This is a genomic window from Bifidobacterium pongonis (assembly GCF_019331805.1).
Lineage (GTDB): Bacteria > Actinomycetota > Actinomycetes > Actinomycetales > Bifidobacteriaceae > Bifidobacterium > Bifidobacterium pongonis.
On sequence record NZ_JAHBBE010000015.1, the window covers coordinates 1 to 24,366 of the forward strand.

A 24,366-nucleotide genomic window follows, 5' to 3' on the forward strand; every position below is an offset into this window, starting at 1 on the left:
GTGCGTTCGGTGTTGCGGATCGATTGCGGTTCGGTCATTGCCGTCCCTTCCTGACAAACCTGAAAACGTGGAATCTGGGAGTCTGAAAGCCTGAAAAGTGTGGGAGTGCCGGCGGCGATGCGCGGCAGCCTATGGAACGGCCCCGCGCCGGCGAATGCCTTCATGCCGGCGGCGGGGCCTTGACATCAGTGGTTGAGGATCAGGCTCATGGCCTCGGCGCGGGTGGCCGGATTGCGCAGCAGCCCTCTCACCGCGGAGGTCACCGTGCGCGCCTCGGATTTCTTGATGCCGCGCATCGACATGCACAGATGCTCGCATTCAGTGACCACGATCACGCCGCGTGCACCCGCGTAATCCACGAGCGCGTCGGCGATCTGCTGGGTCAGACGCTCCTGCACCTGCGGGCGTCTGGCATACACTTCGACCAGACGGGCCAGCTTGCTCAGTCCCATCACGCCGTTCTTCGCGGGAATGTACCCCACGTGGGCCACGCCATGGAAGGGCAGCAGGTGATGCTCGCACACCGAATACAGTTCGATGTCCTTGACGAGCACGAGTTCGTCGGTGTCCACGTCGAAATGCTTTTCCAGCACGTCGGCGGGCGAGGAGTCGAGCCCCGCGAAGATCTCCCGGCACGCCCGAGCGATGCGGTCGGGCGTTTCCAGCAGACCCTCGCGGTCGGGGTCCTCGCCTATGGATTGCAGGAACAGGCGCACGGATCTGCGCACACCTTCCTCGTCGTACGGCCTGACGGCGTCGCCGATGCCATGCTCCCGTTCGGTCATACCGTTACTTCTCCTCGGTCTTCATGCCAACGGAACGCTTGAGCGATTCGGGGATCTCCACCGGGGGCTTGTCCGAATCGGGGCGGTTCTCGTTGGAGAGCCACACCTTGCGCTTCGGCGCCTTCTTGATGGGTGCGAAGATCTCGGCCAGTTCCTTCTCGTTCAACGTTTCCTTGACGAGCAGCTGACGGACGAGTTCGTCGAGGATGTCGCGGTTTTCGTTGATGATCGTCCACGCTTCGGTGTGGGCGGTTTCGACGAGCTTGAGCACCTCTTCGTCGATGGTTTCGGCGATGCGGTCGGAATACTTGTGTGGCGCGAGACCACCCATGTCGCTCTGATCGTCGTCCTCGGTCCACTTGATCGCGCCTAGGCGGTCGGAGAAACCGTATTCGCCGACCATGGTGCGGGCGATGTTCGTGGCCTTTTCGATATCGTTGGAGGCGCCGGTCGTCGGATCGTGGAACACGATCTCCTCGGCGGTGCGCCCGCCCATGGCGTAGGCCATCTGGTCGAGCAGCTGGTTACGCGACTGGGAGTAGCGATCGGAGGTCGGCATGACGGCGGTGTAGCCGAGCGCACGGCCTCGCGGCAGGATCGTCACCTTGGTCACCGGGTCGGTGTCGTTGAGTGCGGCGGCGACGAGCGCATGGCCGCCCTCATGGTAGGCGGTGTTGCGCAGCTCCTCCAACGCCATGCCCTTCGACTGCTTCTTCGGACCGGCCTGGACGCGGTCGATGGCCTCGTCGATGGCACGGTTGTCGATGAGCTGGGCGCCGGCGCGTGCGCACAGCAGCGCGGCCTCGTTGAGCACGTTGGCCAGGTCGGCGCCGGTGAAGCCCGGGGTACGGACCGCGACCATATGCAGGTCGACGTCCGGCACGAACGGCTTGCCTTTGGCATGCACCTTCAGGATCGCCTCGCGGCCTTCCAGATCCGGGGCGGCCACGCCCACCTGACGGTCGAAACGGCCTGGGCGCAGCAGTGCCGGGTCGAGCACGTCGGGTCGGTTGGTCGCGGCGATGATGATGAGGTTCGTATCGTTGTCGAAGCCGTCCATTTCGACGAGCAGCTGGTTGAGCGTCTGCTCGCGCTCGTCGTGGCCGCCGCCCATGCCGGATCCGCGCTTGCGGCCCACGGCGTCGATCTCGTCGATGAAGATGATGGCCGGGGCGTTCTTCTTCGCCTCGTCGAACAGGTCGCGCACACGGGATGCGCCGAGGCCCACGAACATCTCCACGAAGTCGGAGCCCGCCATGGAGTAGAACGGCACGCCGGCCTCGCCTGCGATCGCTCGCGCGAGCAGCGTCTTACCGGTGCCGGGAGGGCCGTACAGCAGCACGCCGCGCGGAATGCGGGCGCCCAGCGCCTTGTACTTGGAGGGATCCTTCAGGAAGTCCTTGATTTCCTCGACTTCGGCCAGGGCTTCGTCTTCGCCCGCCACATCGGAGAACTTGGTCTTCGGCGTCTGCCCGTCGAGCAGCTTGCCGTTGTTTTTCTTGCCGCCCATGCCGAGCATGTTGCTCGCACCCATGCGGCTCATGAGGAACCAGGCGAACGCGAAGAAGATGATGAACGGCAGAATCGACTGGATCAGGTAGGCCATCATGCTGCTGGATTCGATGTCGGCGCTCCAGCCCTTGGACGGATCGGCCTTCTCGACTGCCTTGACGATATCCTGACCCTGCGCGAACGTGTAATAGAACTGCACGTTCTTGCCGTAATTATGCGTTTTGCCGGTCTCGCTGTCACGCTTGGTGTAATCGTTCTTCAGCTGCAGCGTGACCTTCTGCTTGTTGTCGACGATCTTGGCGTAGCTGACCTGACCGTCCTTCAGCAGTTCCAGACCATCCTTGGTGTCGATGGTCTGCGTGCCCATGCCGGTGAACATCTGGAACATCGTGATCACGAGGATGACGATCACAACCCCCCACAGCCATGGGGACTGCCAGAACGGCTTGTCACCGCCGTTGCCGCGGTTCGGCTTGTTGCCGTTGCCGCCGTTGTTCCCGTTCTGGCGGAACGGGTTGTTGAAGGGGTTGCCGTTGTTGTTCGGCTGCCCCGGTCCCTGAGGGAAGCTCATGCTTGTTCTCCTTGATACACTTCGGGCTTCAGCACTGCGATGGAGTCGAGGTTGCGGTACCGCTCGTCGTAGTCGAGACCGAAGCCGACGACGAACTCGTCGGGAATCTCCAGACCCGGGTACTTCACATCCACCTCGACCTCACGGCGCGAGGGCTTCTCAAGCAGCGCGAAGATCTCGACGGACGCGGCGCCGCGTCTCTTCAGTTCCTCGACCAGCCACGCCAGCGTGCGTCCCGAATCCACAATATCCTCAACGATGAGAATGTGCCGACCGCGAACATCGGTCGACAGGTCCTGACGGATCGTCACGGTACCGGACGACTTGGTTCCCGAACCGTAGCTCGACAGGCTCATGAAGTCGAGCTGGCACGGGATGGACATCTCCTGCGAGAACACCGCCAGCGTATTGATCGCGCCCTTGAGCACCGCGATGAGCAGCGGATCCTTGTCCGCATAATCCTTGCTCGCCTGCGCTGCAGCCTTGGCGATGATGGTGTGGATTTCCTCTTTGCTGACCAGCTCGTGGTCGATATCTTCTTGTACATCAGCGATTCGCATGGGCACTATATTGTCACAGGCGAATGACGTGTTTCTAGCCGTTACCTGAAGAGAAGCTGGGAGAAACCGGGCGAATTTACAGCTTGGCGAGTCCGGCGACGAATTCGTCGATGGCGTTGTTCGCAGCCCACGGATCGTCGGAGCCGTTGACGAGCACGGCGAACAGCAGTACGCCGCCATGTTCACGCGAGACGTTGCCCGCCATGGTGCGCACTCCGCTGAGACTGCCCGTCTTGACCCTCGCAAGTCCCTTCACGCTGTCGGAAGCGGCCCTGCTGCGGGCCGTTCCCGTCAGGCCGGGCACGGAAAGCCCTTCGAGTTCCGCCGCGCCGCCACCATCCGTGGCGACGAGCGCACGTTGCACGCCCAGCAACGTGGGGATGCGCAGACGCGTTCCCGCACCCAAACCGGAACAGCTGGTCATCTGCAGACCGCCTGTGGGAATGTCGTGTTCGCGCAGCACCTGCGTGACCGCCTGGATATCGGCATCCATCGAATTGCCCAAACCGAGCTTCAACGCGGTGAGCCTGCCGAACAGTTCGGCGAGCGTATTGTCGGAATGGCGCAACATGAACGCCATCACCTCATTCAGCGGAGCCGAGCTGACCTTGGCGATGCGGGCCGAGGCTTCGGTGCCGCTGATGTCGGACGAATCGGTGATCGTAATGCCCTGCTGGGTGAGCAGGGTTTTGAACGTGGCGGCGGCGTCGCTCGCCGTGGTCTGAGACAAGGTCGGATAATCGGTGAACGCATCGGGGTCGGCGCTCACACCGTAGCGGATGCGCCCGCCGTCCACAGCCATGCTGGACAGTGGCGTGTACATCGCGCTCGCCTCGTTGTTCTCCTCCACCGCGCTGGAAATGCGGTCGTTGCCGAACAGCGTATCGTCCACGGCGAGCGCCACCTGGCTGATGCCGCGTTGGCCGAGCGCGGCGGCCGTGCTTTTGGCGAGCGTGGTGAGCCCCGCGCGACCATTGACATGGGAGGAATCGTTTTCGCCCGATCCGAGCAGCATGTCGCCGTGGCCCTGCAGCACGATGGTCGGCGTGGTATCCGCGTGGGTCAGGTAGACCTCGGTATCCAGGGTGCCGCTCATTTCCAGCGTCTCGCTGGCGGCGAACGCGGTGAGCGTCTTCGTCGTGGAGGCCGGTTCGCGGTCGGTGTTGACGTTCCGCCCGGCCACCACGGTGCCGTCGGCGGAGGCGATGGCCACGGAAAGCCCTTCACCCACGCCATCCGCATTGGCGAGCTGTTCGATGAGTGCTTCGGCGCGCGTCTTGTCGATCGTCACGTCATGATTCGCCTTGCCTGCCACCGCGCCCGCGGCGATCGGCTTGGGGATGGCGGTGTAGGTGCGGGTCGGCGCGGCTTTGGAGGTGAGCAGGCCCGGCACGATATCGTGGATGTCCGCGATCGTATAGCCGATGCACATGGCGAGCGTCGCCACCACGCTCACCGATACGACGACGATGCGATGGTTCGGACGAGCCGATGCCCTGCGAGTCACGCTGCCTCCCTACCTGCGTTTACGGACTACTGCTGCAGGGATGCGAACTCCTCCAGAGTGGACAGGATCTTCGGCATCCGAGCATCCATCAGCTTACCGCCCAGCCATGAACCAAGAAGCAACACGGCCAGTCCGTTGACCAGCGACACGGGAATCATGATCCACATCAGGCTCTGGGCATTGGCGATAAGCAGCAGCACCGCAACCGCGGCCCCCGGCAGCACCGTCACTATCGAAGCGACGATCTGGAGGACGGGGAACAGGAATTGCGAGATGCCACGCCCCTGTGCACCCGAGAACGGGCGGTCCATCGCCGACACCGGGTACATGAACGCGCAGGAGGTGACCTCAGCCACGCCGATGCTGCACAGCCCCACCGATATGGCCGCCACGGTGTAGATCAGCCCTTCGAGAATATGCTCCGGCGTCTTCCAATACCCGGTGACGATGAAGGCGAACAGTGTGAGCAGCAGGGTGTAAACCGTGATCATCGCGACGTTCACGCGCGCACGACCAAGACGGTCATGCCATCCGCGCACACCGCAAATCGCCTCCATGTACGTGCCTCGGCCGTCATACGCGAGACCGTTGCCTTCGCAGATCATCACGAACAGCGGGCCAATGAGCAACGCCTGCCATACCGCGTCAGGCGACTTCGTGCCACGGAAGACGGCCATCACGACAAGCAGCAGCGGGATGACGAGCATCGAAATCTGCCGCACATCCTTGCGCATGTAAATCGCCAGACGTGCACCGACCGCGCCGGAAACGTTGTCGGGCACGAAACGGAACATGCCGATGCCCTTCGCGCCACTCGCGGCCTTCATGGTCCGCGTGCCCGAATCCGCCCTGGCCTTGCGCAGCTGCCACACGCACAGCCAACGGCAGAACACCCAGGTCGCGGCGAGGACGAGCAGACGGCCCACCAGCGCAAACCACTGCCCATCCGCCACATCGAACGGAATCTGGAACGCGGCGGCGAACGGGGTCCAGGCCAACACGTTCATTGCGCCCGTCGCCCGCGCCCCGCGCATGAACAGATCGGCATAGTCCACGTCGAACATGTTGGGCAGCTGGCTGAGGACCATCAGTATGACGAACACCACCACATACAGGACGTTCTTGCCCCTTTTCGAGAAACGCACCGAGGAAAGCGCCGTGGTAAGAATGCGCAGCAGCGTGAATATGGTGATGACCGCCAGGAACGCGCTCACCACGCCGGCCACCATCACCGCCACGCCAACGGAACGGTACGCGGGCACAACCGCCAGTAGAGAGAACAGGATTGTCAGCCCCGGCATACCGCAGATGGCGGCCGCCAGCAGGCCGGCGGAAAGCGCGCCATCCCTGATGCCGAAAAGCTCGAATTTCGACGCGCTCAGCACCTCGCCCTGGCCAAGGCTCATGATCTGCATGAGCAATCCGCCGATCGACAGCACCGCGCCGACCATCAGCATAACGGACCGCATGCTTGCCAAACCGGCGGCGTCCAAAGCGTTCATGGTCCAGCACAACGCGCCGGTTCCGGCCACAATCGCCAAGGCGAACAGCGCACCCAGCGCATACAGCGCGATGCTCATCGGTTTGCCGCGCATGGCGGATAGGTACATCGTCCAGCGCAGGCGGACGATCGATGCGATTTCGCTCATCGGGCACCCCCGTCGAGCCAATCGAGATGCGCGGCGGCATGACGGCCGCCGACCAGCTGCAGGAAACGATCCTCAAGATCCTGACCGGCGGCGACCTCGTCCACCGTGCCGGAAGCGCACACATACCCCTTGTCGATCACCGCCACATGAGTGCACATGCGTTCCACCAGCGCCATGACATGCGAGGAGATGATGACCGTGCCGCCCGTCGCGGCGTATTCGAGCAGAATATCCTTCAGATTCGCGCTGGACACCGGGTCGACGGCTTCGAACGGCTCGTCGAGCACCAGAATGCGCGGGCTGTGGATCATCGCGCTCGCCAGGCAGATCTTCTTCATCATGCCGGTCGAATAGTCGGCGACCATGACGTTGGCGGAATCCTGCAAGTCGAAGGCCTTGATCAGATCGTGCGCGCGGGTGATGGACTCCTTACGCTTCATGCCGCGCAACATGCCCGCATAGACGAGCAACTGCATGCCGGTGAGCCGGTCGAAGATCTGGCTCGGTTCGGGCATCACGCCGATCATGCGCTTGGCGGCGTTCACGTCGCTCCACACGTCATGGCCGAAAATCGAAGCGTGGCCGGAATCGGGGGTCAGCAGCCCGGTGAGCATCCTCAGCGTGGTGGTCTTGCCCGCGCCATTGGGGCCGACCAAACCGTAGAAGGAGGAGACGGGAATATCGAGGTTCAGATTGTTCACCGCGGTTTTGGTGCCGAAGCGTTTGAACAATCCGCGGATGGAAACCGCCATCCGCGCGTCGGGGGCACCATTGCCCTGTGGGGTGATCGGATTATTGGGAACTGCTGTCATTTCGCTCATAGCGTTAATCGTAACAGCCGAATGCAATCGTTCCACCCCCGAATCGACGGGTGTTGACCCGAACCGGCTTGGCGGAGTTCAGCCCTTATGCTCGATGGGCTTCCACTGCACCTTGGAGAAGATGGCCTGAAAGGAGATCGGCACATAGCTGAACATGTAGATCGGGAAGCTCAGCACGTAGGCGAACAGCTCCTTGTTGGTCGCGCCGATCTGCCTGCGTTCCACGATGATCGTCAGGGCGGCAAGCGCCATCATGCCGAGCACGGACAGCAGGATGCCGCTGCTCCAGCCGGTGACGGCACCCAGCTGGCTCTGCCAGGTGACGAACCCGCAGGCCGCGAAGATGATGCCCATGACCACGCGGATCACGCCGAGCACGGTGAACGGGCACAGCAGCAGGGTGAAATCGACCGCGGAGAAGTCGCGTTCGCGCACGGCGCGGCGGATCAGCTGCGGGCCGTAATACCGGAACACCTGCAGGAAGCCCTTGCTCCAGCGCAGGCGCTGACGCCAGCTCTGCGCGAAGGTGACGGGCTGCTCGTCGTACAGGATCGCGTTGCCGCAGTAGCCGACGCGGTCGCCGTGCAGCACGGAATCCATGGTGAATTCGAGATCCTCGGTAAGCAGATGGAACTTCCACCCCTTGTTGCGCTTCATGATCTCCTTGGAGAACATGAAGCCGGTGCCGCCCACATGACAGCTGGAACCGAACAGCATACGGGAGTTGTTGAGGAATCTTGATTCGCGGATGAACCACAGCGCGGAACCGGAGGACACCCAGTTGTCGGCCAGATTCACCGAATTGCGATAGCTGGTGAGGATCTTGAAACCGGATTGGAAGCCCTTGTTCATCTCCTCGAAGTAGTGGCGGTCGAGCTTGTTGTCGGCGTCGAAGACGAAGTACGCATCGTATGCGTCGGACAGTCCGGCGTCGATCATGTGGTCAAGCAGGTAGGTGAGCGCGTAGCCTTTGCCCACGAGTTCCATATTGTGGCGTTCGACCACATGGCAGCCCATGTCGCGCACGACCTTGGCGGTGTTGTCGGTGCAGTTGTCGGCCACCACCCAGATGTCGATGAGTTCCGAAGGGTAGGTCTGTTCGTGCAGGCAGTTGATGAGGTTGCCGATCACGTTCTCCTCGTTGCGTGCCGAGATGAGCACGGCATACCGCTTATCCATGGGTGCTTCGGGGAAGGTCACGGGCTTGGCGAACAGCGACGCCACGATGCACACGCCCTGATAGATCATGCCGACCGCGCCCACGACGAACAGCAGCACGTCAAGTACGGTGAGCAGTACCATCAGCGCCACCCCTTCCTTGGATTGCTGGATACGTCCGGATCGTTGACGGGCTTGGTTGCTTCGTTCGATTTTTCGGTTTCAGCGGATTCGGCGGTTTCGACCGATTCGACCGGTTCAGTCGCTTCGTCGGATTCGTCCGATCCGCCGACTTCGACGCCCTTCAGCTTCGGCTTGCCGGCATTACCGGCGCCCCCGGCTCCCGCGGCGTTCTTCAGCACATGCTTCGGAATCGCCACCGTGGCGGATTCATCCTCCATCCCCTCACGAAGCTCCTCGTCGGACATGGAGTAGAAGATCTCCTGCATCTGGCGAATCTCGTCATCCACATGCACACGGTTCGCGGTGCCCTTGACCGCACGCGGAATGGCATGGTTGATGGGCTGGATCACATGCTCGTTGAACGCCTCGCTGGCCTCGACCACCTTCGACTTCTTCTTCGGCGCGGGATCATCCATCAACGGCGAATCCACCAGATCGTACCGTCTGGTACCCGCATGCACGATCACCTGGATGGAAGCGGCGATAGGCAGCGCGAGGAACGCGCCGATCGCGCCGAACAGCGAACCGAAGAACAGCACGGAAATGAACGCCACGGCCTCGTTGATATCCATGGTGCGCTGCGAAATCTTCGGCAGGAAGATGAAGTTCTCGATCTGCTGGTAGATGGTGATGAACACGATGACGGCGATACCCGCCACCAGACCGTTGTTCCCCCACGCGAACAGCACCGGTGCGGCGCCGCCCACGAAAGTGCCGACCATCGGGATGAACTGCGAGACGATACCGCAGAACAGCGCCAACGGCAGCCAGTACGGCACGTCCATGATCACCAGGAAGACGCCGGTGAAGAATGCGTTGAGCGCGGCGAGAATGGTACGGGAGAACAGGAAGGACGAGATCTGCTCCTGGGCGACCATCCACACGGTGAGGATGCGGCGCTGCGCGGAAGGCGCGAACCACTGGCATACGGAACGGCGCAGCTTCGGGCCCGCCGCGGAAATGTAATACGTGACCATCAGAATGGTGGTGATGTCGATGAACGCCGCGGAAACACCGGAAACGGTGTGCATGGCCTGACCGGCGAAATCGGACAGCCAGGAGGTCTGGATGTTCTTCAGGATCTCCGGGCCGAGATTGTTGATCTCCGGCAGCGTGAAGGACAAATGCCGTTCGATCAGCTCACGCGCCTGCTCATACATGTCGGGAAGTCCGGAAACCAACGCGATCATCTGCTGGATGAACATGTTGCCGAACAACAGCAGCAGGACGCATACGGCGACGATCACCACGGCGAACGAGAACAGCGACGCGACCACACGGCTCCAGCCGTGCGCCACCAGGCCCTTCACCATCGGTTCGATCGCGAGCGCGAGGAACAGCGAAATCAGGATGTCGTAGATCAGGTATGCGACCGACCCCCACGACCGCCAGCAGTAGGTGAACAGCACTATCGCGATGGCCACATACAGCAGTGCCCTGCCGAACCATTCCGGTGGTCGTCTGTCATCGCCCTTCGCGGGGAACAAGGTTCCCAAATCCCATCGCAGGCTGTCCTGCCTGCCGTTTTCAGTCTCTTCGCATTCGTTCGTGCGTTCGCTCATGGCACCCCATTGTAGCGATGAGGGCTGTACCGCCAATACCCCGATTGTTCGACGAATGGTGTACGCACGACTATTTATTCTGGAAAGCATGTTGAATGTCTCGATTATCATCCCGGCGTGGAACGAAGAGGAACGTATCGCGGACTGCCTGACCAACACCATCCGCCAGACCGTAATGCCCCACGAGATCCTGGTGGTCGACAATCGCAGCACCGACTCCACCTGCACGATCGTGGAGGAATTCATGGCGCAGCATCCCGAAGCGCCGATCCGACTGCTGCATCAGAATGATGAACAAGGACTGATCCCCACCAGAAACTACGGGCTCGACGCCGCCACGGGCGACGTGCTCGGCCGTATCGACGCGGATTGCATGCTCAAACCCGATTGGGTCGAAGTCGTGGCCGGCATCTTCACCGAAGACAGCGACGCCATGGGCGCGACCGGCCCGGTAAGCTACTACGATATGCCCGCCCGCCGCATGGCGCTGCGCGGCGACGACCATGTGCGCCGCCACTCCTACCGCGCCGACGACGGCCAGGTGCTGCTGTTCGGCTCGAATATGGCGTTGCGCGCCACCGCCTGGAAGCAGATCAGGGACGAGGTGTGCCGCGACAAATCCGACGTGATGCATGAGGATGTGGACGTGTCGCTGCATCTGCTGGGCCGCGGGTTGAAAACCGTGTACTCCAAGCGCATGGTGTGCGGCATCTCCGCGCGACGCATGTATACGTCGCCCATCTCGTTCCATAATTACATGAAACGCTTCCGCAACACCTTCGAGGCGCATCCGGAGCATTGGCGCAACCACAAGTCGGAGCACACGCTGTACATCATGTACCCGTGGCTGCACGTCCTGTACCCCATGTACCAGAAGCTGCTCGAGGTGCGCGACATCAACCCCGCCGAACGCATGTGGTTCGATATGCAGACCGAACTTGAGGAGAAGGACGATCTGCAGGACATGTGATGCCGGTTGATGCGGCAGTCGGTGCACGGCGCCTGCCAGTACGCGAACGGGCCATGACGGTATCGTCATGGCCCGTTTCCTTATGCCCAACGCGCTTCGCTTGGCCACCATCGGCCGCCAGCGAAGCGGAGGCTACGCGCGACCGGCCGCCGCCCTACGGGTTTCGACCGCGTCCGCCAGCGTATGCAGCAGCTGCTCGGTACGATCCCACGGAATGCACGAATCCGTGACGGACTGACCGTACACCAGACGCTCCAACGGCGCAGGCTTCTGATTGCCCGCCACCAGGAAGCTCTCCATCATCACGCCGAGAATACCTTGTTCGCCCTTGGCGAGACGGACGGCGATCTCCTCGACCACCTCGGCCTCACGCACCTCATCCTTACCGCAATTGCCATGCGCCGCGTCGATGATCAGACCATGCTCGCTCGGGCCGGTCGCCTTCGAACGGTGCAGTTCATCCAACGCGCGCTTCACCGATTCGGCGTCATAGTTCGGACCGCTCGACGAACCGCGCAACACCAGATGACAATCCGGATTGCCCTTCGTTTCTGCCGAAATCACACGCCCATCCAGATTGATGGACAGGAAATGATGCTCGAACGCGGCCGCGTAGCAGGAATCCGCCGCAGCCTTGACCGAACCGTCCGTGGAATTCTTGAACCCGACCGGCATGGACAGGCCGCTCGCCAACTCGCGATGCACCTGGCTCTCCGTATTACGCGCACCGATCGCGCCCCAACTGATCGCGTCGCAAATATACTGCGGGGTGATCGGATCCAGCCATTCGGTGGCGATCGGCAAACCCAACGACAGTACGTCGGTCAGCACCTTACGCGCCTCCCACATGCCCTTACGAATATTGAACTGGCCGTCAAGATCGGGATCGTTGATCAAGCCCTTCCAACCGATAGTGGTACGCGGCTTTTCGAAATACACGCGCATGACGATCAGCAGACGATCGTTCAGTTCACGCTGCACCGCCGCAAGACGCTCGGCATACTCGTGCGCCGCCTTGGGATCATGAATGGAGCACGGGCCCACAATGACCAGCAGGCGATCGTCACGGCCACGCAGCACGTCGCGGATCTCCTGACGCGACGAACGCACCAGCCGGCCCATCTCCTCAGTGAGCGGCAGCTCGCGCAGAAAAGCGCGCGGGGCGGGAATCGGATCAAGCTGACGAATATTGACATCCACCGTCTCGGGAAAGACCGCCTGCTCCCCCAAACGACGCTTATCTTCGGAACTATCCGGACCGCGCAACGCTGCCATGCCGACTCTCCTTCCTCGCATACCTTCGATGCCTGTAATGCTACACAATGCGTTGATGTGATTATGGTGCGCTCACGCACCGAATTCACCACAATAGTTCATCGGCCGCGCAGAACATAACCATCGACCGCCTACCGGAACGACAAGGCTCCATCCGCCACGGCGGATGGAGCCTTCACCCTACGAGAGATAACGGCCCACAGGACTGTCTCTTATGCCAGAGCTCCCATCGGATCCCAAGCGGGCAGGGAGATGGCGGGCTCGTCCAGAGCGGCCTGATAGTCGGCGGGCAGCAGGGCCTTCGGCACGGCCACCTCGTACACGTATTCGGTGAACCAGTCGTCGCTCATCGTGAAGTAGCCCTTGTCGGCGATCTTGGAACCCCAGGAGTTCTCCACGCGCCAACGGCGGGTGGAACCATCCTCGGCCACATCCACACCGGCGAAGGCCATGGCGTGGTTCATGGCGGAATCGGCGAAGCGCACGCGCTCCTCCTTATCCAGATCGAAATCGAAATCGTACAGCTTGCCGTATTCGAACAGGTCGGTGGCCCAAGCGCCGTTCTCACGATCCATGAACGGGTGGCAGTCGGCACCGAACCACACCGGAATACCCTCCTCGACGAGGATCTTCTTCACGCAATCCTTCATGAACTGGTTCGGCACGTTCAGATACTCGGTGGCGTCGCCGCCGGCCACATTGCCCAAATGCTCGATGGCGATCTTCCTGCCCTTCGGGTGCTCGGCGCGCGGATCGTCCACCAGGCACACGTAGCTTTCCAGATCGGCGGAGCCGACATACTTGTTCCAGAACTCCTGCGGCGTGATCTCGCCGTCGCGGTGGAATACGCCGTCCTTGTCGGTCCACTCCCAGTCGAAGGAGACGGATGGCTCGCCCAGGTGGATGGTGAGGATGCGATGGCCGGCCGCGGTGGCTTCGGCGATGATGCTCTCGACGTCAGCGCCCTTGGCGTACATGCGGGCCACGGCGGTGTGCAGCATGTGACGCAGCTGCGTGTTCATCTCACCGGTGTTCTTGGAGGATTCGGTTTCCGGGAACAGGTCCTTGGGAACGGCACCATACTTCTTGTAGACGTTCATGGCCATGGTCCACTGGCCGCCGTCGCCCATCACATCCTGCAGCAGGTGCTGCATGAGGCGGGAATCGGCGGGCTCGCCGGCCTCGATGAGCGCGGCGACATCCTTGAGGAAGTAGTTGATGCGCTCCAGCTTGTCGTAGTACATGGCGTAGTTCTGGGAGAACTCGAACTCCTTGAGGCCGAGGTTCTTCTTGGCCACGAAGCGGGCCACGTTCAGCGAGCTGAACAGCCAGCAACGACCGGAACGGTCCTGATGGGTGGCTTCACCGTTGTCGACGACCGTGGAGAACCTGCGCTGCAGCAGACGGGCGCGGTCGTAATTACGCGCCACCTTGTCCACTCCGGCCGCGGTGACGGCGTTCATCGCCATGCGATTGGAAGCGCCCGCCTCGAAGCCTTCGCGCAGGCCGGCAAGGGCCTCGGCGCTCAACGGCGTGATCTGTGCCATATGAATGCTCCTTCACTCAAAACATCGCGGCACCCGGACGCGGGAAAGCCCGGGCCGGATGCCGCCGAATGCATATTGATGGTTATGGTTTGATGCCCAGCCTACCATCATCGCCGGCTGTTATGAAAAGCCCCTTGCGCGGGCCGGATCCGGCATTGCGCAAGGGGCTTGGGAACTGGTATGCGTGGTGTGGCGGAAGATTACTCCTGCGAGCCTTCGTTCTCGCCGTTCTCGCCGCCTTCAGCGGTTTCCACGGCTTCGGCGGCTTCGGCGGCGGGCTGCTCGTTCTCGCCCTGCTGGACGGGAGCCTGGGCGGCGGGAGCTGCGGGCGCTGCGGGAGCATCCATGCCGTCACCGGCGAGGAATCCCGCGAACGCGTTGGAGAACATGGAGCGCAGTTCACCCACACGCTGCGTGATCTGGGCTTCGCGCTGCTGCAGGTCGCTGATGCGCTTCTTGAGATCCTCGATCTCCCCCTGCGCCGCCTGACGGCGTTCGTCGATCTGGCGTTCGACCTCATCCTGCGCGTTCTTCAGCATCACGTCGACCTTGGCGTCGGTGTCGGTACGCTTGCGGGTGGCGTACTCGTCGGCCTCCTGACGTGCGGTCTTGGCTTGGCTGATCAGCTCGTCGGCTTCCTTCTTGGCCGCGGTACGGCTCTCCTCCAAGCTCTTGAGCAGTTCGCTCACCTTCTTGGTGGCTTCCTCCTGCTGGGCGGCGATGTCGGTGCGAATCTGCTCGACTTCGGCGGTGACCTGACTCATGGTCTTGGTGCGGTGCACTTCGGCCTCGTCGGTGATCTCCTGGGCCTTCGTCTGTGCCGCGTCGGTGATTTCGGCGGCCTTGCGCTGCGCATCGGTGGTCATCTTGGCGACCTGCTCGCGCACGTCGGCAAGCTTCTTGTTCGCTTCGGCGAGCGCGGCTTCGATCTGGTCGTTGGCCTCGTTCTTCAGACGGGTGAGCTCCTCGTTGGTGCTCTTGCGCTGGTCGGCGATCTGCTGGACGGCGTCGGCCTTCATTTCGGCGATCTCACGTTCCTGGGTGGAACGTTCGGAGGCGAGCTTCTTCGTCTGCTCCTCGCGGGCGTTGCGCAGTTCGATTTCGACGGTCTGGCGCTGCTCGGTGACGTTCTTGGCGGTTTCGGAGCGCAGATGCTCGGCGTCTTCCTTGGCGGAATGGGTCAGGCTTTCGGCGTCGTTGTTGGCGCGGGTCAGGATGCTGTCCGCCTTGGCCTTGGCATCGTCCACGATGCGCCGGGCGTCGAGCTTGGCGTTGTTGATCAGGGTCTGTGCCTGGACCTGTGCGGCGGAACGGGTGGATGCGGCGTCGCTCTTGGCACGTTCGAGCAGTTCGGCGCTCGTCTGTTCCGCGGAGGACAGCATCTGCTGCGCGTTCGCGCCCAGCGAGGAGAAGCTGCTGCCGGACTTGCTCTGGCGGGCCTTCTCCTGTTCGAGCTGCGCCTGCAGCTGAAGGATCATATCGTCATTGGACGCGATCTGCTCGCGCATATCGGCCAGCGTCTTCTGTGCCGAAGCGAACGCCGCGTCCACCTTATCCTTGTCGTATCCCCGCAAGACAACCGGGAACTGTTCCATGCTCTGATCCTTTCCGCCGAAAATCCTTCGTGGCACATATCCTACTCGACTTTATCCACGTAAACACGTAAAACACTACTTCATATGTGCCCGCGAATCGGCGAACGTCTTGCACTTTCACACAGCCTCGACCGCATGGCGGCTGCAGGGCGTGATTCAGGCGATGAGAATGTCCTCGCTGGAGGGGCGCATGTAGTATTCCACGCTTTCGCGTACCACGTCGGCACCGGCCTGCACCAGTTGGTTCATCGGCAGACCATGCTGCGGGTGCGGCTCCTCGTTGACCAGCGGCAGGCTCACGAATCCGGCCAGCACCTTCTCCTGCGAGGATGCCCAGTTCAGCAGGTTGTAGAACAGGGAATTGCACACGAAGGTGCCGGCGTCGGAGCTGAGCGTGGCGGGAATGGAATCGTGGGTGAACTGGCTGAGAATCGCACGCAACGGCAGCCTGGTCCAGTAGGCGGCGGGGCCGTTCGGGTCGATGCGCGCGAGCTTGGGAACGGCGTTGTCGATGTCCGGCCTGTTGGCGTCCATGAGATTCGTGGCGCACCGTTCCAGCATCACGCCGCGGGCCGCACGCTTCAGCCCGGTGGCGATGACGATGTTCGGCTTCGCGGATTCGATGGCCTGTTCCAGCATCGGCCATGCCTTGGCGAAACTCACCGGCAGGCTCACCGCGCTGATGGCGAGCTCCACGCCGTCAAGCTCGCCGACGCCATGCTCCGCCAAGGCTTTCGGCACCTCATGGGAGGGATTGACGTCGACGCCGTCGTAATGGTCGAATCCGGAAATCACCACGCTGATCTGCTGCATACGCCCAGTCTACCGTTCCTCAGTTGTGCTCAGTCGCTCAGTGGGCCACCGCTTCACGCAGGATGGCGTGCATGCGGGCGCGCGCCTCCTCCTTGGTGAGCTGGTGCGTGACGCTCGCCGCGATGCGTTCCGCCGTGGGCAGATCGGCGAGCGTGGTGACCTTCAGGTTCGTTTCGCTGCCGGCCACGATGGCGACCGGTTCGTCGGGCAGGTAATCAACCACCACGCGGGTGTCGTCGGTCGGATGGAAGTCGGGATCGCCCGCCGCCAGCTCGTAGGCGTGGTGGATCGTGCCGAAACGGAACGACTGCGGGGTCTGCGCGCGGAACGTGTCGGCGCGGTCCGGCACCGAGGCGATCACCTTGCGATCGCCCGCGTCGCGCGTCAGCAGGATGGTGTCAGTCGAAGCGAAGGCGACGGTCGCGGCCGTGAACTCGTCCAGCGCGTCGATCGAATCGTCGATCGACTCCTGCGAGACGAAGGGGCGTACGGCGTCGTGGATGAGGATCTTCGCGCTTTCGGGGATCCCCGCCTGTTCCAGCACATCCAACGCGGCCATCGTACTGTCGGCGCGTTCGGCGCCGCCGTCGATCACCATGCGCACCTTGCCGTACCCGGCTTCGTCGATAAGCCCTTCGATGCCGTCACGCACCTTCGGGTTCACCACCACCACGATGTCGCTGACGCGGCTGTTGCGTTCGAACGCCTCGATGCTCCAGCACACGATGGGCTTGTCGGCGATGCAGACCAGCTGCTTGGGGTTCTCCGGGTCGAAACGGGTGCCGAAACCGGCCGCGAGGACCACGGCCACCACGGGCACCGTCTGCTGCTTCTTCTCTTCTTCTTGCATAGTTCTCCAACCTATGCCGCGCCGAGGCTTTGGGATGGGCGCGGGCGTTCGTTCTGCACGGAATCTCCGTCCGCCGTTCGGGCATTCGGATGTTCGGACATTCGGACGTTCAATCGTTCGACCGTCGGACCGGTAAGCCGATGGGCCGGTGGCCGTCAGCTGCGCTGGATCAGCGCGAGCATACGCCCTTCATGGGTTTTGCCGGCGAGCGAAGCCCTGCGGTGCGAATACCACAGCGGGTTCTCCACGGTGCACATGCTGCGACGAATCGCGCCGATGCGCTCCTCGAGGCTTGCGGGCCCTTCGCCGTCGGTGGCGCACAGTTCGGCCAGTTCGGCGTCTTCGCTCAGGTACTGGGTGGCCGCGTTGACGCGCGGGCGCGATTCGATGATGTTGTCGGCCACCACGCCGGCTTCGGCGAGTTCGCTCAACGCCGCGGCGACGATGTTGATGCCGGTGCCGCCGAAGCGGGTGAGCGAGAAGCTGCCGGGGAACTGCGCGTCGAACTCGTCGGCGATCTCGTCGCCGGTCTCGTAGCAGTCGCCGCAGATGCGCGGGCCGAGCGTGGCCACGATGCGCTCCGGAACCGCGCCCTTGGCCTTCATCAGTTCGACCGCCGAACCGATCACGCCCTCCTGCAGGCCTTTGCGGCCGCAGTGGGCGACGCCGATCACGCCGGCCTGCGGGTCGGCGAGCAGCACGGGCAGGCAATCCGCGGCGAACACGCCCAACGCCATGCCCTTGCGGGAAGTGACCTGCGCGTCGGCTTCGATCACCGTCACGCCTTCGGGCGTGTGCCCTTCGGCATCATGGGTGCCGGAGAAATCGTAACCGAACGGCGCGTTCCTGCCGAACACCTCATCCACGTCGACGGCCTTGCCGGAATGCACCTGCGAAATGATGCTCAACGGTGCGCCGACCGCTTCGGACAGCGCGATACGGTTCGACAGCACGGCTTCGGCGCTGTCGCCGCCCTTGCCGCCGAGATTGCAGTTGCCCCACTCCCCCGAGCTCAGGCCACCGAGTCGCGTGGTGTAGGTGACGGTGACGCCCTGCGCGAGGGCGATCGGGATGGTGACGGGAATCGGGCGTCCGGCCTTGTCCGTGGAGCTGATGGTGGACGAGTCGAGGATCGCGTCGTCGTATTCGGTCATGCTGTGTTCCTTCGCTTGTTCCTTCGATGATGGTGACGATAGGTGGGTTTGTCCGTGTGGGCACGGCGAGGCTATTCGGCCTTGAGCGTGGCGTGCTTAGTGCGCGAACGGATGGCGGTGTTGGCCGGGATCTCGTGCGGGCAGGGGATGGAGAACACGTGCGCCGGATTGTTGATGGCGGCGACCGGCACGCCGTCCGCGTCCCGCAGCCCGGAATCGGGGATGGTGTAGGCCAGCGGCGGCTGGCCGGCGAGCAGGAATTCGACCTCCTGACCGGGTTCGATCTTGTTGCGGCTCATGATGGTGAGCCTGCCGCCGCCGTCCGGCGACCACGAGATGGCTTCGCCGACCACCAGCCAGGAGCGGAAATACCCGGCGCGGTCGGTGCGCTGCTGCACCTTGCGCTCGGGGTAGTAGAAGCCCGTGGAATAGTCGCGGTGAGCCACCTTGTAAGGCTCCTCCTTCAACCATTCCGGCAGTTCAACATGTTCGGCCGGTCGCACGGCGGCATGATGCCAGCCTTCGGGCAGGATCTCCGCCGCGGTGTTGGACTTGCGGCGCGTGCTGCGCGCATGGTAGCTCAGATCACCGTCGTCGGCGTTGCCGATATTGGCGGTGCGCGCCGAACCGACCTGCGGCGCGGCCTGACCGTCCTCCGCATCGGGCACGCCCGCGAAGGCCTTGTCCGCGTTACGCGCGATGTCATCCTGGGCGGCGGCGCGGTAATCGGGGTCGCCGGGGCGGATCACGGCGTCGTGGAACGGCTTGAGTACGTTGCCATCGGCGTCCTCGAACCCGCGCGCGACCATGTACAGGTCCACCGCGGTGCGGTAGGCGTTGGTCATCGCGGCGATGTAGTAGGCGCTTTTGGACCGTCCCTCGATCTTGAGACTGGTCGCGCCCGAGTCGATCAGATCGTCGACATGTTCCAGCATGTTCATATCCTGCGAGTTGAACAGGTACGCGCCGTTCTCGGTCTGTTCGATGGGGAAATACTGGCCGGGGCGCTTCTCCTCCACGATCGAGTACTTCCAACGGCAGGGCTGGGCGCATTCGCCGTGATTGCCGTCACGGCCGGTCAGATAGTTGGAGAACAGGCAACGGCCGGAGAACGCCATGCACATGGCACCATGCACGAAGCATTCGATATCCATGTCGTCGGGGATGCGAGCGCGGATGTCGCGCACCGCCTGCAGGTCCATTTCGCGGGCGAGCACCACGCGCTTGGCGCCAAGCTCGTAGAAGGCGCGTGCGGCGCCGTAATTGGTGATGCCGGCCTGCGTGCTCACATGCAGTTCGAGTTCCGGCGCGACCTCACGCGCGGTCATCATCACACCGATATCGCTGACGATCAGCGCGTCCACGCCGGTGTCTTTCAGCTGGCCGAGATAATCGCGGATCGCCTCGACCTCGCTGTTGCGCGGCAGCACGTTGCAGGTCACGTAGACGCGTGCCCCGCGCTCATGCGCGTAGCGTGCGCCCTCCTCGAAATCGTCCAACGACAGGTTCTTCGGCGCGCTGCGCATGCCGAACGCCTTGCCGCCGCAGTACACGGCGTCCGCGCCGTAGTCGACGGCGGTTTTGAGTCCTCGCAGATTGCCTGCCGGGGCCAACACTTCGGGCTTGTTTCTTCTATGCACGTTCATTCCTCGTACTCGACGTAAAACCTTCCATATTGTACGGATTGGAGTGCACAGCGCGGTGCCGGCCCCGTCCGCCCCTGCGGGGGTTCGGGCAATCGGTCAGCCGAGGAACTCCAGCTCTTCGGGGCTGAGTTCGAGCTCGTCCGCCTTAAGCGAATCGAGAATGGTTTCGGGGCGGTGCGCACCGGGGATCACGAACATGTGGTCGCCCTTGGCGAGCTCCCATGCCAGCACCACGCGCTGGTAGCTCACGCCGTGCTCGGCCGCGACCTTGCGGAACGGGTCGAACAGATGCTCGTCGTACGGGTGACGGTAGCCGCCGAGCGGGCTCCAGCACACGAACGCCAGTCCGAGCTCACGGCAGTAGTCGAGCGTATCCTGCGTCTCCAGGTGGATCGGCGAATACTGGTTCTGCACGGCCACGAGCTTGTCGCCCAGGATCTCGCGGGCGATGTCGAGCTGTTCGATGGTGACGTTGGAAACGCCGGCCCACTGGGCCACGCCCTGGTCAAGCAGGGCCTTGATGCCCTCGCAGGACTCGTTGTACGGCACTTCGGGATCGTGACGGTGCAGGTACAGCAGGTCGATGGAGTCGACGCCAAGCGCTTGGGCGGACTGCTTGCCGTATTCGATGATGTGTTCCGGCTTGCCGTCGCGCGGCCAGATCGGCTTGTCGCCGTCCCAGGCACGCCTCAGACCGACCTTGGTGGCCACGGTGACCTCCTCACGCGGCCCCTTCCACGTGTCGAGCGCCTCGCGCACCAGCTTTTCGCCGGTCTGCTCCTCCTCGCCGGGCGTGTAGTAGGCCCATGCGGTGTCGATGTGGCGGCATCCCGCGTCCAGCGAGGCGTGCAGGGTTTCGATGCCGACGTCATGGCCACGGTTGTTTTCGATGGTCAACGGCATTTCGCCGTGCCCGATGGCGGTGGTGTGGAACGGTCCGAGATCTCGGAACAGGGTCATGGGATTCTCCTTACGGTACGCGTTTGACGGTTGTGTGCGCTGTGTTCCAGAATACTTGCGCCCCACGGCATGAGGGTGCGCCCGACCGGACCCGCTCCCCTCGCCGCCGCGCACCTCCATCTTCCCGGAAACGCACTGTTCCCCGGTGCGGATATTCCACACCGGGGAACAGTCGGGGCCGGGCAATCGCCCGTACTATCAGCGGGCGCCCGAGGAACCGCCGCCGGAACCGCCGCTCGAACCGCCGAATCCGCCGCCGGAGAACGAACCGCCGGAACCGCCGCTGCTGCTGGACGGGGCCGCGGCGCTGATGGTGCTGCGCACCGCGGAGAAGCCGGAATCGATCTGCGTGCCGATGTCGAACATGCCCGCGGAACCGCCGAATCCGCCGCCGAATGGCGTGCTCGACGTCGAATCGGAACCCCAGTACATCGGGCTGTAGCTCCAGTACCACATCGAACCGGCACCGTTCGCGTCCAGCCATTCCTGGTCGCGCACCTGCGGGTAGGCTTTCGCAAGCTCCTTCATCACACGCTCGGAAATGCCGAACGCCGCCGCATACACCAGGTACCAGTCCCACATCTTCAGATCGGCGGAACCGCGATCGGAGAAGTCGGAGAAGTCCTGCATGTAGTTGCGCAGGCCGAGGCATTGGCCGGCGTATTCCTGACCGGCGGGCGTGACCGTTTCGGACGCCCCTGCGCAATCGCAGAACACGCCGATCAGGAACATCGGCATGCCGATGAGGAAGCCGAGCACGAGATTGCCGATGAAGAAGCCGTTGATGCAGATGATCAGGCCGATGATCGCGGCGATGCTTCCCGGCAGCATGTACCGCCATGCCGACTGGCTGGTGGCGCCGAGCAGCGCGAATTCGGTGTCGCAGGCGCTTTCGAAGGCTTCCAGCTCCCTGTAGCCGGAGGTCCAATCCTTGCAGGCGTCCTTCATCTGCTTGAGATCGAACACCGGGTAGCCCACGCGCGTCGAAATGCTGATCAGCAGGCGCAGGCACTTCTGTTCGGACTGGCTCAGGTTCAACGTCCCGCGGTTATGCAGCGCATCCGGCATGATGACGATGGTGCTCGTCTTGGACGAGGCGAGCGCCTTGGTGCCGTCGGACGCGATCATGTGCGAAATCTGCACCGGGTCGGCGGTGCTCATGTCGATGCCCTTGTAGTTCGAAGCCGGGCCCGGGTAGATCGCGATGGCATGTTTGGCTGCGAGCGCCAGTATCGTGGCCGTCATGGAGCGGGAGGACTGGGTGCCCTTCGCTTCGCCGACGATGTCGATCATGCGGGCGGCTGATGCCGGGGACAGCGACGGGCGGTCACGCCAGTATTCCAATCCTCCGCGGTAGCGCGAAGCCTTGTTGGACTGGATCACCGCGATGATCGCGAGAACGCACGAACCGATGCCGACGGCCAGCGAAAGAATCCAGATGACGACGCGGATGACGGCCTTCTTATGCTGGCTGTCGCGCCAAGCCTTCTCCTGTTTCGCCTCATCGGCCTTCAATGTGTCGAGGTGATCGGTTAATTCCGTCCTGGCGACATCGGATGCCACCGCACTGTCGAAGGCGGCGACCACGTCGACGTACTGTTCGGACTTCAGATCGTATACGGTGAACCGCAGTTCGCCTTGCTTGCCGCGTTCCGTTTCGGAATTGTTCTTGGTGTGCAGCCAACCCCACGAGTTCTTCGCGTCGATGCCGTCCGGGAATCGCACGACGCCCGTCACCTTTGCGGCGGGGATGGTGTTGGTCGGGCCGATCGGCTCCCATTGGAAGCTGGTGATGTCCTTGTACTTCGTGGCGACGCCATGGAAGGTCATCTCCACGTCGAATTTCATGCTGTCGGCCTTGACCGTGTATGGGATGTTCCAGCCGACCTCGACGGTTTTCGTCGTCCGTTCCTGCGCGTTCGGATCCAGTCCGTCGTTCTGCGTGTCGAACGGTTCGGGGTAGCTGCTGCCGTTCGTCACATCGGCGATATACCAATGGTTCGCGAACTTCGAATCCCACGTGTACTGATCCACCCTGTCGGGGTTCTGCGGGTTGATCTGGCTGTATTCCGCGCCCGTGGTGGTGTTTTTGACCTTGATGTCGGTGATGTTGGTCAGGTTCGTGCTGTCCAACGTGTACTGCCAGTACAGCTGCCGCCAGTATTTGGTATGGCCGTTGTCGTCTTCCCTTTTCTTGAAGTGGTAGTCGATGTGCTGCACGATCTTCAGATCGCCGTTGGTTTGCACCGTCGCCTCGTAATCCAGGCTCCGGTAGCTCGCCGACGCTTCATCGTTGCCGTCGAGCCAGACGAACGCCACCATGAACGCCGCGGCCAAGGCTGCGATGATGGCGGTGACCACCGCCTTGATAAGCCTCTTCCTCATCCATTCTCTCTTCCCTTGCGTTGTCGAACGGCGGTTGCGTACGCCGCATCGCGGCGGGTGCCTCTTCCCTTGCACCCGCATCCGTTGCCGAGCCTGCCCGGCACCGTGGGGCGCGACTCCCCCTTGCGTCGCGCCCGAATTCCCCAAGGCTGGCTTTGCGATTGCGGGCCTTGGGGAATCATGAAACCGGAATCACCGGAATCCGGCGAACCGTTGGAACCAGTGAACCGGTGGAACCGTCAGAACTTGACCTGCGGCACCGCGCGGTCGGCTTCGGCGATCTGGTAGTGATCGGCCTGCTTGAAGTGGAACAGCGAGGCGATGATGTTGGTGGGCACCGTCTCGATCTTGGTGTTGTACTTCTGGACCACGTCGTTGTAGAACTGGCGCGCGTAGGCGAGCTTCTCCTCAAGCGTCTTGAGCTGGGACTGCAGGTCCATGAAGTTCTGGTTGGCCTGCAGCTGCGGGTACGCTTCGGCGGTGGCCTGCAGGTTGAAGATGGCGCGGGAGAGGTCGTTTTCCGCCTGGATGCGCTGCGCCGGGTCGGCGTTCGGGTCGGCGGCGACCTGGACGGCCTTGTTGCGGGCCTGCGTCACCTGGGTGAAGACCTCGGATTCGTGGGCGACGTATCCTTTGACCGTCTCCACGAGGTTCGGTACGAGGTCGGCGCGCTGCTTGAGCTGGACGTCGATCTGCGACCATGCGTTCTTCACACGGTTGCGCAGCGCCACGAGACCGTTGTATGCGCTGATCGCCCACAACACGATCAGTACGACCACAACGATTGCGATGATAACGGCGATGTTCATAGGCAAGTTCCTCCTTGCAAATCGAGACAACGATTTCATTATCGCATACGCATA

At 62.7% G+C, this 24,366-nt stretch carries 19 protein-coding genes; 1 reads left to right on the plus strand and 18 read right to left on the minus strand.

The features are described from left to right. Positions 1-185: 185 nt before the first annotated feature. From folE to KIH75_RS04965, 8 genes are all read right to left on the minus strand, one after another. Complete coding sequence (folE, locus tag KIH75_RS04930) at positions 186-785, minus strand: GTP cyclohydrolase I FolE (protein ID WP_219055667.1); 600 nt, start codon at positions 783-785, stop codon at positions 186-188. A gap of 4 nt (positions 786-789) precedes the next feature. After that, positions 790-2,868, minus strand: a complete 2,079-nt coding sequence (gene ftsH / locus KIH75_RS04935; RefSeq protein WP_219055668.1) for an ATP-dependent zinc metalloprotease FtsH — start codon at positions 2,866-2,868, stop codon at positions 790-792. Continuing rightward, a complete protein-coding gene (gene hpt, locus KIH75_RS04940; protein WP_219055669.1) occupies positions 2,865-3,428 on the minus strand; it encodes a hypoxanthine phosphoribosyltransferase in 564 nt (187 codons plus the stop codon). The genes ftsH and hpt overlap by 4 nt, the downstream gene beginning before the upstream one ends. Before the next feature lie 76 nt (positions 3,429-3,504). Next, positions 3,505-4,935, minus strand: coding sequence for a D-alanyl-D-alanine carboxypeptidase/D-alanyl-D-alanine-endopeptidase (locus tag KIH75_RS04945; protein ID WP_338024294.1), 1,431 nt, complete (start codon positions 4,933-4,935; stop codon positions 3,505-3,507). A gap of 26 nt (positions 4,936-4,961) precedes the next feature. Further along, positions 4,962-6,584 carry an ABC transporter permease gene (locus tag KIH75_RS04950; RefSeq protein ID WP_219055670.1) on the minus strand — a complete coding sequence of 541 codons (1,623 nt, stop codon included), beginning with the start codon at positions 6,582-6,584 and terminating at the stop codon, positions 4,962-4,964. After that, positions 6,581-7,396, minus strand: a complete 816-nt coding sequence (locus KIH75_RS04955; protein ID WP_420829178.1) for an ABC transporter ATP-binding protein — start codon at positions 7,394-7,396, stop codon at positions 6,581-6,583. The genes KIH75_RS04950 and KIH75_RS04955 overlap by 4 nt, the downstream gene beginning before the upstream one ends. A gap of 87 nt (positions 7,397-7,483) precedes the next feature. Further along, a complete protein-coding gene (locus KIH75_RS04960; protein WP_219055703.1) occupies positions 7,484-8,707 on the minus strand; it encodes a glycosyltransferase family 2 protein in 1,224 nt (407 codons plus the stop codon). Continuing rightward, the gene (locus tag KIH75_RS04965) at positions 8,707-10,308 is read right to left on the minus strand and encodes an AI-2E family transporter (RefSeq protein WP_219055672.1); all 1,602 of its coding nucleotides are present in this window, start codon (positions 10,306-10,308) and stop codon (positions 8,707-8,709) included. The genes KIH75_RS04960 and KIH75_RS04965 overlap by 1 nt, the downstream gene beginning before the upstream one ends. Positions 10,309-10,396: 88 nt before the next feature. On the opposite strand from KIH75_RS04965, the gene KIH75_RS04970 reads away from it, so the two are divergent. Further along, positions 10,397-11,278, plus strand: a complete 882-nt coding sequence (locus KIH75_RS04970; RefSeq protein WP_219055673.1) for a glycosyltransferase family 2 protein — start codon at positions 10,397-10,399, stop codon at positions 11,276-11,278. A gap of 132 nt (positions 11,279-11,410) precedes the next feature. On the opposite strand, the gene KIH75_RS04975 is transcribed toward KIH75_RS04970, so the two are convergent. From KIH75_RS04975 to KIH75_RS05020, 10 genes are all read right to left on the minus strand, one after another. Then, on the minus strand, positions 11,411-12,553 hold the full coding sequence (locus tag KIH75_RS04975; protein WP_219055674.1) for a 3-deoxy-7-phosphoheptulonate synthase: 1,143 nt from the start codon (positions 12,551-12,553) through the stop codon (positions 11,411-11,413). 212 nt (positions 12,554-12,765) lie between these two features. Beyond that, positions 12,766-14,100, minus strand: coding sequence for a C1 family peptidase (locus tag KIH75_RS04980; RefSeq protein ID WP_219055675.1), 1,335 nt, complete (start codon positions 14,098-14,100; stop codon positions 12,766-12,768). Positions 14,101-14,300: 200 nt separating this feature from the next. Continuing rightward, positions 14,301-15,695: a cell division protein gene (locus KIH75_RS04985; protein WP_219055676.1), complete on the minus strand. Its 1,395-nt coding sequence runs from the start codon at positions 15,693-15,695 to the stop codon at positions 14,301-14,303. Positions 15,696-15,851: 156 nt separating this feature from the next. Then, complete coding sequence (locus KIH75_RS04990; RefSeq protein ID WP_219055677.1) at positions 15,852-16,508, minus strand: pyroglutamyl-peptidase I; 657 nt, start codon at positions 16,506-16,508, stop codon at positions 15,852-15,854. A 37-nt stretch (positions 16,509-16,545) separates the two neighbouring features. After that, the gene (locus tag KIH75_RS04995) at positions 16,546-17,358 is read right to left on the minus strand and encodes an IspD/TarI family cytidylyltransferase (protein ID WP_219055678.1); all 813 of its coding nucleotides are present in this window, start codon (positions 17,356-17,358) and stop codon (positions 16,546-16,548) included. A 155-nt stretch (positions 17,359-17,513) separates the two neighbouring features. Next, the gene (locus KIH75_RS05000; RefSeq protein WP_219055679.1) at positions 17,514-18,512 is read right to left on the minus strand and encodes a purine nucleoside phosphorylase YfiH/LACC1 family protein; all 999 of its coding nucleotides are present in this window, start codon (positions 18,510-18,512) and stop codon (positions 17,514-17,516) included. 71 nt (positions 18,513-18,583) lie between these two features. Then, positions 18,584-20,158, minus strand: coding sequence for a peptidase U32 family protein (locus KIH75_RS05005; protein ID WP_219055680.1), 1,575 nt, complete (start codon positions 20,156-20,158; stop codon positions 18,584-18,586). Positions 20,159-20,254: 96 nt separating this feature from the next. Then, a complete protein-coding gene (locus KIH75_RS05010; protein ID WP_219055681.1) occupies positions 20,255-21,118 on the minus strand; it encodes an aldo/keto reductase in 864 nt (287 codons plus the stop codon). Positions 21,119-21,316: 198 nt separating this feature from the next. After that, positions 21,317-23,503, minus strand: coding sequence for a DUF2207 domain-containing protein (locus KIH75_RS05015; protein ID WP_219055682.1), 2,187 nt, complete (start codon positions 23,501-23,503; stop codon positions 21,317-21,319). A 239-nt stretch (positions 23,504-23,742) separates the two neighbouring features. After that, complete coding sequence (locus tag KIH75_RS05020; protein ID WP_219055683.1) at positions 23,743-24,312, minus strand: LemA family protein; 570 nt, start codon at positions 24,310-24,312, stop codon at positions 23,743-23,745. Between the last annotated feature and the right edge of the window lie 54 nt (positions 24,313-24,366).

Coding starts and splice junctions, on each gene's coding strand:
- folE (WP_219055667.1), bottom strand. CDS start 785: ATGACCGAACGGGAGCATGGCATCGGCGACGCCGTCAGGCCGTACGAC.
- ftsH (WP_219055668.1), bottom strand. CDS start 2,868: ATGAGCTTCCCTCAGGGACCGGGGCAGCCGAACAACAACGGCAACCCC.
- hpt (WP_219055669.1), bottom strand. CDS start 3,428: ATGCGAATCGCTGATGTACAAGAAGATATCGACCACGAGCTGGTCAGC.
- KIH75_RS04950 (WP_219055670.1), bottom strand. CDS start 6,584: ATGAGCGAAATCGCATCGATCGTCCGCCTGCGCTGGACGATGTACCTA.
- KIH75_RS04955 (WP_420829178.1), bottom strand. CDS start 7,396: ATGACAGCAGTTCCCAATAATCCGATCACCCCACAGGGCAATGGTGCC.
- KIH75_RS04960 (WP_219055703.1), bottom strand. CDS start 8,707: ATGGTACTGCTCACCGTACTTGACGTGCTGCTGTTCGTCGTGGGCGCG.
- KIH75_RS04965 (WP_219055672.1), bottom strand. CDS start 10,308: ATGAGCGAACGCACGAACGAATGCGAAGAGACTGAAAACGGCAGGCAG.
- KIH75_RS04970 (WP_219055673.1), top strand. CDS start 10,397: ATGTTGAATGTCTCGATTATCATCCCGGCGTGGAACGAAGAGGAACGT.
- KIH75_RS04975 (WP_219055674.1), bottom strand. CDS start 12,553: ATGGCAGCGTTGCGCGGTCCGGATAGTTCCGAAGATAAGCGTCGTTTG.
- KIH75_RS04980 (WP_219055675.1), bottom strand. CDS start 14,100: ATGGCACAGATCACGCCGTTGAGCGCCGAGGCCCTTGCCGGCCTGCGC.
- KIH75_RS04985 (WP_219055676.1), bottom strand. CDS start 15,695: ATGGAACAGTTCCCGGTTGTCTTGCGGGGATACGACAAGGATAAGGTG.
- KIH75_RS04990 (WP_219055677.1), bottom strand. CDS start 16,508: ATGCAGCAGATCAGCGTGGTGATTTCCGGATTCGACCATTACGACGGC.
- KIH75_RS04995 (WP_219055678.1), bottom strand. CDS start 17,358: ATGCAAGAAGAAGAGAAGAAGCAGCAGACGGTGCCCGTGGTGGCCGTG.
- KIH75_RS05000 (WP_219055679.1), bottom strand. CDS start 18,512: ATGACCGAATACGACGACGCGATCCTCGACTCGTCCACCATCAGCTCC.
- KIH75_RS05005 (WP_219055680.1), bottom strand. CDS start 20,158: ATGAACGTGCATAGAAGAAACAAGCCCGAAGTGTTGGCCCCGGCAGGC.
- KIH75_RS05010 (WP_219055681.1), bottom strand. CDS start 21,118: ATGACCCTGTTCCGAGATCTCGGACCGTTCCACACCACCGCCATCGGG.
- KIH75_RS05015 (WP_219055682.1), bottom strand. CDS start 23,503: ATGAGGAAGAGGCTTATCAAGGCGGTGGTCACCGCCATCATCGCAGCC.
- KIH75_RS05020 (WP_219055683.1), bottom strand. CDS start 24,312: ATGAACATCGCCGTTATCATCGCAATCGTTGTGGTCGTACTGATCGTG.